This is a genomic window from Salinisphaera orenii subsp. halophila YIM 95161, from assembly GCF_003732545.1.
GTDB classification, from domain to species: Bacteria; Pseudomonadota; Gammaproteobacteria; order Nevskiales; family Salinisphaeraceae; genus Salinisphaera; species Salinisphaera orenii_A.
This window is the reverse complement of sequence record NZ_AYKF01000085.1, coordinates 24,804-33,941: the sequence shown is the minus strand read 5'-3', so window position 1 is coordinate 33,941 and position 9,138 is coordinate 24,804. Positions and strand designations below refer to the sequence as shown.

The window sequence follows — 9,138 nt, the reverse complement described above, 5'->3', positions numbered from 1 at the left end:
GGGCCCGGAAAAGCCGCTGGCGCGCGCGCTGGCGGCCGGGCGTATCCACTCCATGATTCTCTGGGGCCCGCCCGGTACCGGCAAGACGACGCTGGCGCGGCTGCTGGCCGCGGCCGTGGACATCCGTTTCGTGCAGATCTCGGCGGTCATGGCCGGGGTCAAGGACATCCGTGCGGCGGTCGCCGACGCGAAGGACGCGCGTTCGCGCGACGGCCGCGGCACACTGCTGTTCGTCGACGAGGTCCATCGTTTCAACAAGGCGCAGCAGGACGGCCTGCTGCCCTACGTCGAGGACGGCACGTTGGTGCTGGTGGGCGCGACCACCGAGAACCCATCATTCGAGGTCAACAACGCGCTGCTCTCGCGCACACGCACCTACGTGCTGCGCGCACTCGACGCCGACGTCATCCGCACGCTTATCGACCGGGCGCTGGCCGACGCCGAGCACGGTCTCGGCGATCGCGGGCTGGCCATGGACGACACCCTGCGCGACCGGCTCGCGGTGCGCGCCGATGGCGACGCGCGGCGGGCGCTGAATCTGCTCGAGCTCGCCGCGGACATCGCCGCCGGGCGCGACGAGGCCGCCGGCGCGGCGATCACCGGCGACGATCTCGACGAGGTCCTGCGCGAGGGCCTGCGACGCTTCGACAAGGGCGGGGACTACTTCTACGACCAGATGTCGGCCCTGCACAAGAGCGTGCGCGGGACCGATCCGGACGCCACGCTCTATTGGCTGTCGCGCATGCTCGAGGCCGGCTGCGACCCGCGCTACGTCGCGCGGCGCATCACCCGCATGGCCAGCGAGGACATTGGCAACGCCGATCCGCGCGCGCTGCGGATCGCGCTCGACGCCTGGGACACCTACGAGCGTCTGGGCACGCCGGAGGGCGAACTGGCGATCGCCCAGGCGGCGACGTACATGGCCTGCGCGCCCAAGTCCAACGCGGTCTATGCCGGCTTCAACGCCGCCTGGCGCGACGCCCGCGAGCACGGTTCGCTGGAGGTGCCCATGCACATCCGCAACGCGCCGACGACGCTCATGAAGGATCTCGGCTATGCCGAGGGCTATCGCTACGCCCACAACGAGGGTGACGGCTATGCCGCGGGCGAGACCTATCTGCCCGAAGCGCTGGTGGGCACGCGCTATTACGAGCCGGTGCCGCGCGGGCTGGAGATCAAGATCGGCGACAAGCTCACCCGCCTGCGCGAGCGTGACGCCCAGGGCGAGCAGCGCGCGACCCGCAGCCATCCCGAGGCCTCGCGCGACGGCTGAGCCCCGGCGGCGCCGGATCGCGGCCGCGTGTGATCAGACCGGCAGCCGGCCCCGAGGGATCGGAAACGCCGGAGCGGCGTGGTCGGCGCGTCGCGATGTGGCTCGGCCGGCGCTCCCGCGCCGGATCGGCGCGTATGCGGGCCTCGACACGGCGCGCGCAGTAATCGTTCCCCGGTCTCAGCCGTAGGCGGCGATCAGCCGGTCGGTGACGGCGGTCAGATCGTCGCCGACAACGGTCGGGGGCGTGCCCGCATTGTTGTAGACCGCGCCCTCGCGGGCCACGAAGGCGCCGTTGAAACCCGCGCGCAGGGCGCCGGTGACGTCCCAGTCGTGGGCCGCCACGAGACACAGCGATGCCGGCGCACAGGCCAGCGTGTCGGTGGCCACGCCGTAGGCGTCCGGGTGCGGCTTGTAGCAGCGTGCGTGGGCCACCGAGCGCACGTGGTCGAAGTGTTCGCTCAGCCCCGAGTGCTCGAACTGGGCGTCGACCGTCTGCTGGGCCGAATTGGTCAGCGCCATGAGGGTGAAGCCGGCGGCGCGCAGCCGCTCCAGTGCGGGCACCACGTCGGGATGGGGCGGCAGCCGGCCGATGGCGGTGAAGATCGCCTCGCGCGCGTCGGCGTCGAGATCGATGCGCCGGGCCCGGGCGACGGCGTCCAGGCAGTCCCCGGCGAGTGCGGAGAAGTCCATGAAATCGCCGGTGAGGGTGGTCACCGTCGACCAGTGCAGCAGGCTGGCGAACCAGGTGCGGCGCAGGCCCGCGTCGCCGAGATGACGGGCGAACAGCGAATCCAGGGGCGTGAGGTCGAGCAGCGTCTCGTTGACGTCGAACACGAGATGACGGGTCGGCATGGCCAGCGGTCCAGCGGGGCGGATATGCGCAGCGTATCGCCTCGGCAGGCGCAGCCGCCAGCCTGCCTCGCCCCAACGAAAACGGCCCGCGCGAGGCGGGCCGTCGTCGTGCCGGCGGTGCCGGCTATGTCGCGTCGATCAGAACGCGTACTTGGCCGAGGCCTGCACGCGGTTGATCTCGCCGTCGGCGCCGCTTTCGACCTCACGCTCGGCGTAGGCGTACTCGATGCCCAGCGTGATCGGCTCCAGCGGATTCCAGAGCAGGTTGGCGTGGACGCTGTTGACCTTCTTGGTCACGTCGTTATTCGGATTATCAAGCGGGACCGGGGTCTGCGCATCATCGTTGTCGACGTGGAGCGTGCCGACCACGAAATTGGAGCGCCACTTCGGGCTCCAGTAGTGGCGCAGGAAGGCATAGCCGCCGACATACGGGATGGTCTCGATGTCGCCGCTGTTGTCGACATAGCCCTCGTCGATCACGCCCAGGCCGAGGTAGCGGCCGAGGCCGTCGCCATAGGTGCCCGAGAAGCCGATCTTGTCGCCGCTGCCGCCGAGATTGACGGTGCCGGACAGGCGCACGCCGTAGCCGAGGGCGCTGTCGTCCTCGATGACGGAGTTGGTGTTCTCGAGGTTGTCGGCCGACACCTCGTGAACCAGGCCGCCCAGGCTCAGGTGGCCGAAGCCGGTCGACTGAGTGTAGCTGACCGTGGCTTCCGGCAGGCCGCTTTCGTCTTCCGAAAGTGGGTCATCATCACCATCGACCAGCGATACATCTTCGCCGGCGCCGAGGCTGGTGTAGGGGTTCTCCAGCGAGAAAGACAGCTCGCCCGGGGTCCAGTCATGATTGGTGTAGCGAACCTGCGGCTGGCGCGCGTAGACGATGCCTTCGTTGGAGGCGAAGAAGTCCAGCGTCTCCGGGAAGGCGCGGAGGTCCATGAAGTTGGACCAGGTCTGACCGAACAGCCAGGTGTCGTCGATCTCCATGAACGCGTGACGCAGCCGCGGCGCGAAGTCGTTGCTCAGCGCGTCGCTGCCGTCGGTGCCGTAGAAGTCGAACTCGACGAAGCCCTTGATCTTGTGATCGCCCAGCTCCGTGAGGCTGGTCAGGTTGATGCGCGTCTGGCGGGCGTTGAAGTCGGTGTAGCTGTAGCTGTCATCGCTGCCGACCGGAATCGTCGACGGGATATAGAAATTCCGGCCCTTCTCGCCGACCGGGCCGTCGCTGGAGGTGCTGTAGACCGTGTCGAACTTGACGTAGCCGCCGACCTTGAGTGTGGTGTTGTCCGACAGGCGGAAGCCTTCGTCCGGCTGATCGAGCTTGGACGACTTGTCCATGTCCGGTTCGGCGCTGCGTATGTTGGTGTCCGCCTGCTGCTGCGCCCGCGTTTCCTGCAGCATCTGCTCCAGACGCTGGATGCGCTGTTCGAGTTCTGCGTTGGTGGCGGCATTCGCCGAGCCGATACCGGCGCCGGTCGCGATGACCAGCCCCAGCGTCAGCGCCGAGGCGCCCTTGAGTGACGTATTCATTGAATCTCCCCTTTGCTGTGTTGCGCACTATCGCGGTCTGTCCCCGGGCCGTGACGAGAGGCCGAAGCGGCGCCCGGCGACCCTTCCATTGCGGAACAGGATTCCGAATCTAAACTGTATACCGTTGACTGTCTAGTCTCGACGGTATCGCTGCCGCCGTCGCTTTTTATTGGCTTCTGCAATGAAATGTGCCGGCGGGCCGGGCCGGTCACTGGGGTTGCGAGCCCGGCTGGATGCTGTTCCCACGGGTTGTCATTCGCGCACGGCGGTAATCCGGATTTCGGAAAAAAACAACGTTTCGCCCCCGTCCCGTGCCGCTGCGCCAGACGAAAAGATGAGGTTTGCCGAACATCCCTGGCGCTGGCCTTTTCGCCTTGTGGTGGGCATCCTGTGCGGGCGTTCCGACAGCGACTATTGGCAATAAGTCTGATATCGGTTCGTCGTATATGATTCCAGCTCGCGGAGTGGGGCAGAGCCTATGGCAGCCGAAACACAGGCGCAGCGCATGACGGTCCTGATCGCCGATGATCATCCATTGTTCCGGACCGCGCTCAGCAACGCCGTGAACCAGTGTCTGGACGCGCCCGAGCTACAGACCGTCGGCTCGTTCGACGAGCTTCGCGCCGCGCTCGAGGCGCATGCCACGGCCGATCTGTTGCTGCTGGATCTGAATATGCCGGGCGCCCGGGGCTATTCCGCGCTGGTGCACGCCCGCAGCGTGGCGCCGGCGCTGCCGGTGATCGTGGTCTCGGCCTACGAAGAGGCGAGCGTGGCGCGGGCGTCGCTGGACCACGGCGCTGCTGGCTTCATCCCCAAGTCGGCCTCGCCGGAGACTATGACCGAGGCCATCGCCACCGTGCTCGACGGCCGCACCTGGGCGCCGGACATGCCGGACGCGCCCGAGAACAGCGACGACGCCTTCACCGACAAGCTGGCACTGCTGACGCCGCAGCAGCAGCGCGTGCTGATCATGCTCACCGACGGTCTGCTCAACAAGCAGATCGCGATCGATCTCGATATTTCCGAGGCCACGGTCAAGGCCCACATCACCGCGATCCTGCGCAAACTCGGCGTGCATACACGCACCCAGGCGGTCATCGCCGCGCGCAGTCTCGAGATCGACTGGGCCAGCTACGGCCGTGGGTCGCAGGGCGCTACCGGCGACTGACACCACGCTCCCGCTGCCGTGGGCGGCGGATATTCCGGTTACGCCCTGAGCGCGGCTGAAGCAGCTTGGCATGGCCACGGCATCGAAACAGTCGCTGCGGAGATCGATTTCGCTGTCGGCGGTGCCCCGAGGTCTGTCGTGCGTCGGGGCCCGCTGTGCGCCCGGTAGCTACGATTCATGCGTGCTGTGATCGCGGCCGCCGGCCGGGTCTCGCGGCACGGCCTTGGGCTGTGCCGCGACGATGTCCCGCCGCGGGGCCGGTTTCGTTGTTTTCAGCGTCGCTGGGATGCATCGTCTCGCACGCCGGGGCGCGGGTCGAAAGCGGCTGGTGGCGAATGCCATCAGCCCCGGCCGGCTCGCGGCGATAGAGACGGTCGCCCGCGCGGCCGGTGACGCTGAATCGCAGCGATAGAAGATCACCCATGGGGCCGCCCAATCGGCCGGCACTCCGGCTCTGCCCAGCAATCGCCGGGCGGCCACCCGCGATTTGCATAGTGATGGGCCGGCGCCGACGCCGACGTCAAGCGTTCCGCTGGGTCGGTGGGTAAGGCGGTGGCCCGCCGGGCGTATCGATAACGTGCCCGAGGGACGTGCCGCGCCGGCCGCGGTCGTATTGCTACCGCGAAACGGCGTCATGCCTCGCGCGCGGCGCCGCGCGTCGCCTGGCTGAGCGCAGCCCGCAACTTGGCCGGGGCCAGCGGCTTGTAGAGTACGGTCACGCCGAGTGCCCGCGCCCGCGCCGCGATCGCGCGGTCGCGGTTGGCGGTGACCAGGAGACAGGGCACGTCGCGGACCGCGCGCAGCCGTTCGGCCAGTTCGAGTCCGTCCGGGGCGTCGGGGCCGAGATCGTAGTCGAGTATCGCGGCGTCCATGGGCTCGTCGCCGAGCACGGCGGCCGCGTCCTCGGCGGGCGCGGTGATGCATTCGATGTGCCAGCGCTCGAGCAGGCCCGTCATGGCGTCGAGCGACGCGCTGTCGTCGTCCACGCACAGCACCTGGTGTGCCGCGAGCGCGGCGTCGGCCGTCGGCGTCTCGTCCAGTGTGGTTGCCGCGGTGCTCTCGTGCGGCGCGACACGGGCGACGCGGATGCAGAACCGCGTGCCGCGGCCGACCGATGAGCGCACATCGATCGTATGGCCGAGCAGGCGCGCCATGCGGTCGGCCAGCGACAGGCCGAGGCCCAGGCCACGCTCGCCCGAGGCCGTGCTCGAGGCGCCGCGCTGGAACTCGTCGAAGATCGAGGCCAGCTGGTCGTTGGCGATCCCCGGCCCCGTGTCCCAGACCTCGATCCGTACGGTTTCGGCCTCGCGGCGGACGCCGATCAGCACGCGACCGTCGGGGGTGTAGCGCACGGCGTTGGAGAGAAAGTTCTGCAGGATGCGCCGCAGCAGGGTGGGGTCGCTGTGTACCCAGCAGCCCGACGGCACGCTGCGCAGCGTCAGGCCAGCCTGACGGGCCAGCGCGTCGAACTCCACGGTCAGCGGCTCCAGGATGCGTGCGAGCGGGAAGTCGATCTCGTTCGTCTCCCAGGCGCCGGCGTCGAACTTGGAGATATCGAGCAGGGGCTCGAGCAGGGCCTGGGCCGATTCGAGGGAGGCCTGGATATGCGTGAGTGCCTGGGCGCGGTCGGTGCCGCCGTCCTCGACGGCCGAGGCCGCGAACAGCCGTGCGGCATTCAACGGCTGGAGCAGGTCGTGGCTGGCGGCCGCCAGAAAGCGCGTCTTGCTCTGGTTGGCGCGTTCGGCCTCGCGGCGGGCGTCCACGGCCGCGCGCTGGGCGGCGGCGCGCTGATCGTTCTCCCGGCGCAGGCCTTCGTTGGCGCGTGACAGTGCGGCCGTGCGCTCGGCCACGCGCGCTTCCAGTTCCTCGTTGGCCCGGGTGAGCGCGGCCTCGGTCTGCTTGAACGCGGTGATGTCGTTGAACGTGGTCACGAAGCCGCCGCCGGGCATCGGATTGCCGGTCATCTGCAGCACGGTGTCGTTGTGCCGATGGCGCTCGAAGCGGTGCGGCCGGCCTTCGCGCATGTGGGCCAGACGCTTGCGCACGTGTTCCTCGACCGGGCCGGGGCCGCATTCGCCCCGCATGGCGTTGAAACGGATCAGGTCGGCCACCGGGCGACCGGTACGCACGAGCCCCGGCGGATACTCGAACAGCTCCAGATAGCGGCTGTTCCAGGCGACCAGCCGCAGGTCCTGGTCGATCACCGAAATGCCCTGGTCGATGTTCTCGAGCGCGGCCTGGAGCACGCTGCGGTTGAACTGGACGGCGTCGGCCGTGCGATCCAGCAGCCGTACCATGTCGTCGATCGCCAGATCGCGCTGGCGCAGTCCGGAGGCCAGCATCAGCCGCGCCGAGGCGCTGCCCACGACACCGGCCAGCCGGCGCTCGGCGAACTGCAGCAGGCTCGCGTCCACCAGCTGATTGGACAGGAGATCGCGGTCGTGGCGGCCGGCGTATTCGTCCAGCGCGGCGCGCGCCGCCTGCGGGCCGAGAAAACGCTGGAGCAGCACCTCCAGCTCCGCCACGCGGATCGCCGGCTGCCGGTCGTCGACCGGCCGGGGGTTGGCGCGCGGAATACCCAGATCGACGAAGGCGATCGCCTGGGCGCGCTCGATGAGGGTGGTCGGCGTGTTGAGCGACACCGCGGCCATCACCGCGATGTCGGCCGCCAGGATCCAGAACACGCCGTGGGTGAGAGTGTCGCCGAAGTCGTATCCGAACAACGCCTGCGGCGTCAGCCAGCTGATGCCCAGCGGCCCGGTCGCCATCCAGGCGCTGTCGAACCAGCCCACCGAAGCGAGGTTGGGCAGCACGAGCGTGTAGAGCCAGACCGCGAGTCCGGCCACGAGCCCCGCGAACACGCCCTTGCGGCCGATCCGGCGCAGATACAGCCCGCCGATCAGCGGCGGCAGGAACAGCGCCACGCCCGCGAACGACAGCAGGCCGATGGAGGCCAGCGCCTCGGTGGTGCCGAACAGCCGGTAGCAGCACCAGGCCAGCACCAGGATCACGGCGATCAGGATGCGCCGGATGCGCAGCAGCGAGCGGCTCAGGTCCGGATTGCCGATGAACCCCAGCCGCGGGATACGCATGGCCAGCGGCACCACGACCTCGTTGCAGAGCATGGTCGCCAGCGTCACCGTGGCCATGATGACCATGCTGGTGCCGGCCGAGACGCCGCCGACGTAGCCGAGCAGCGCGATGCTCTCGGCGCCCGCCTCCAGCGGCAGGGCGAGCACGAACCGGTCCGGATTGACCTCGCCCGGCGCGAACAGCACCAGTCCGGCGGCGGCCAGGGGCACCACGAACAGCGACATCAGGAACAGATACAGCGGGAACAGCCAGCGCGCGGTCACCAGGTCGCGGGTATCGGTGTTCTCGACCACGCCGACGTGGAACTGGCGCGGCAGACAGAATATGGCCGCGACCGCGAGGATGGAGGTGGTCACGAAGCGCGCGTCGATCAGCGGCTGATCGAACAGATCATTGAACGCGGAGACCGTACCGGCCTGGCGGAACAGATCGTCCAGGCCGTTGAACATGCCGTAGACCACGAACAGCCCCACGGCGAGAAACGCCACCAGCTTGACGATCGACTCGAAGGCGATGGCGTGGATCAGGCCCTGATGGGACTCCCGCGGATTGACGTGGCGGGTCCCGAATACGATCGAGAACGCGGCCATGAGGATCGCCACGTACAGCCCGGTGTCGACCCAGGGCGCATCCGGGGCCTCGACCACGGTCGACACGCGCGCGCCCTGGGTGAGCGTATTGAACGACATCGTCAGCGCCTTGAGCTGCAGCGCGATGTAGGGCAGCACGACCAGCAGCGCGATGGCCGAGATGAGCGCAGCCAGCCCCTGCGACTTGCCGTAGCGCGCGGCGATGAAATCGGCGATCGAGGTCGTGTTCTGCTGGCGCGAGATCAGCAGCATCTTGCGCAGGACCGGCGAGAACACGAGCAGGGCGGCCATCGGCCCGAGATAGATGGGCAGATACGTCCAGCCCTCGGTCGCCGCGCTGCCGACGTTGCCGAAGAACGTCCACGAGGTGCAGTAGACGGCCAGTGACAGCGCATAGACCACCGGCCGCGGGCCCGGCCGCTTCTGCAGCCGGCCGCGTCGATCCGCGGCATAGGCGATGGCGAACAGGATGCTGATGTAGATCAGCGAAAGCGCGATCAGGACCCAGGCGCTGACGATGGCGATTCTCCCCCGCGGCGCGTCGGCCGCTCGGCGTGTGGGTGTGCGGGCCGCCTGCGGGCTGCAGGCGACCGATGCGGCCCATATAATGCCGCGCAAATCCCAAGTTCTCGACG

The 9,138-nt window shown here is 68.7% G+C and carries 5 protein-coding genes; 2 read left to right on the top strand and 3 right to left on the bottom strand.

The annotated features are described in order from the left end of the window. Positions 1-1,273: replication-associated recombination protein A (locus tag SAHL_RS09920; protein WP_148045535.1), on the top strand; the 1,273-nt coding region annotated here is incomplete at its 5' end. A 177-nt stretch (positions 1,274-1,450) separates the two neighbouring features. Here the strand turns inward: SAHL_RS09920 and SAHL_RS09915 are convergent. Next, entirely contained in the window at positions 1,451-2,125 is a 675-nt protein-coding gene (locus SAHL_RS09915; RefSeq protein ID WP_123591259.1) for a haloacid dehalogenase type II, read from the bottom strand. Between the two features lie 138 nt (positions 2,126-2,263). Then, entirely contained in the window at positions 2,264-3,652 is a 1,389-nt protein-coding gene (locus tag SAHL_RS09910) for a DcaP family trimeric outer membrane transporter (protein WP_123591258.1), read from the bottom strand. A gap of 478 nt (positions 3,653-4,130) precedes the next feature. On the opposite strand from SAHL_RS09910, the gene SAHL_RS09905 reads away from it, so the two are divergent. Further along, the gene (locus SAHL_RS09905; RefSeq protein ID WP_342782250.1) at positions 4,131-4,820 is read left to right on the top strand and encodes a response regulator; all 690 of its coding nucleotides are present in this window, start codon (positions 4,131-4,133) and stop codon (positions 4,818-4,820) included. Positions 4,821-5,452: 632 nt separating this feature from the next. Here the strand turns inward: SAHL_RS09905 and SAHL_RS09900 are convergent. Continuing rightward, on the bottom strand, positions 5,453-9,121 hold the full coding sequence (locus SAHL_RS09900) for a PAS domain-containing hybrid sensor histidine kinase/response regulator (protein WP_123591257.1): 3,669 nt from the start codon (positions 9,119-9,121) through the stop codon (positions 5,453-5,455). Between the last annotated feature and the right edge of the window lie 17 nt (positions 9,122-9,138).

Excerpts from the sequence above, each read along its gene's own strand:
- SAHL_RS09915 (WP_123591259.1), bottom strand. The coding sequence starts at position 2,125 with ATGCCGACCCGTCATCTCGTGTTCGACGTCAACGAGACGCTGCTCGAC.
- SAHL_RS09910 (WP_123591258.1), bottom strand. The coding sequence starts at position 3,652 with ATGAATACGTCACTCAAGGGCGCCTCGGCGCTGACGCTGGGGCTGGTC.
- SAHL_RS09905 (WP_342782250.1), top strand. The coding sequence starts at position 4,131 with ATGGCAGCCGAAACACAGGCGCAGCGCATGACGGTCCTGATCGCCGAT.